This window comes from Agrobacterium sp. ICMP 6402 (assembly GCF_009498615.1).
GTDB lineage: Bacteria > Pseudomonadota > Alphaproteobacteria > Rhizobiales > Rhizobiaceae > Agrobacterium > Agrobacterium burrii.
The window spans coordinates 1-1,323 of the sequence record NZ_QSNV01000004.1 but is presented as its reverse complement, the minus strand read 5'-3'; the positions used below and the strand labels follow the sequence as shown (position 1 = coordinate 1,323).

The window sequence follows — 1,323 nt, the reverse complement described above, 5'->3', positions numbered from 1 at the left end:
TGAACCGCACCGGGTTTGCCAGAGGCTCCAACTTCTGAGAGAGTGGAGCCGATATGAGCAAGACAACGAACAAGTTTTCACCTGAAGTCCGCGAACGTGCCGTCCGTATGGTATTGGATCACGAGGCAGAGCACCCGTCGCGGTGGGCAGCCGTTTCATCTATTGCGGGCAAGATCGGTTGTTCGCCAGCCACGCTGCATGAATGGGTGAAGAAGACCGAGGTCGACAGCGGCAAACGAGCAGGCTTGCCGAGCGACGCGGCCGAGAAGATGAAGGCTCTTGAGCGGGAGAACCGCGAGCTTCGTCAGGCCAACGAGATTTTGCGCAAGGCGTCTGCTTATTTCGCGATGGCGGAGCTCGACCGCCCCTTCAAACGATGATCTCGTTCATTGACGAACACCGTAGCGTGTTCGGGGTCGAGCCGATCTGCAGGCTTTTGCCGATTGCCCCATCAACCTACTACGAGAACGTCGCCAAGCGCTTGGATGTGGACTGCCTGTCGGTTCGCGCCCGCAGCGATATCGGCATGAAGATCGAGATACGCCGGGTGTTCAATGAGAACTTCCAGGTCTATGGCGTGCGTAAAGTCTGGCGGCAGTTGCAACGAGAAGGCTACGACATCGCCCGCTGCACGGTCGCTCGGCTTATGAGGTCGATGAGCCTGCAGGGGATTATTCGAGGAAAGCCGGTCCGCACGACATTCTCGGACAAGGCAGCCCCGAGCCCGCTTGACCGGGTAAACCGCCAGTTCAAAGCCCCAGCACCAAACAGGCTGTGGGTTTCGGACTTCACCTATGTCGCCACCTGGCAGGGTTTCGTCTACGTGGCCTTTGTGATCGACGTCTTTGCCCGGCGCATCGTTGGCTGGCGGGCGAGCCGGACGGCACATGCGAGCTTTGTCCTCGATGCCCTTGAACAGGCACTTCATGATCGGCGTCCCGTTCATGGCGGCGGGCTCGTGCACCATTCGGACAGGGGCGTTCAATACGTGTCCATCCGGTACTCCCAGCGGCTGGCAGAAGCTGGCATAGAGCCCTCTGTCGGAAGTGTCGGCGACAGTTATGACAATGCCCTCGCCGAAACGATCAACGGTCTCTACAAGGTCGAGGTCATTCATCGGCGCGGACCATGGAGGAACTTCGAAGCCGTGGAATTCGCCACTCTGGAATGGGTCGACTGGTTCAACCACCGACGACTTCTGGAGCCCATCGGAAACATACCGCCAGCCGAGGCTGAAGAACGCTACTACGCCATGCTGGACGAACCAGCCATGGCCGCATAACTCAAACCAAATGGCCTCCGGCAAACCCGGTGCGGTTCAGT

Annotated in this window: 1 protein-coding gene and 1 other annotated feature; the gene reads left to right on the top strand. The window is 59.0% G+C overall.

The window, feature by feature from the left end:
- Positions 1-53: 53 nt before the first annotated feature.
- A protein-coding gene (locus DXT96_RS13070; RefSeq protein WP_153515141.1) for an IS3 family transposase occupies positions 54-1,282 on the top strand; the annotation gives its coding sequence in 2 pieces (ribosomal slippage) (positions 54-348 and positions 348-1,282; 1,230 coding nt in all).
- Positions 335-451 (top strand) — a sequence feature (AL1L pseudoknot). Its footprint overlaps the gene before it by 117 nt.
- Positions 1,283-1,323: the final 41 nt, after the last annotated feature.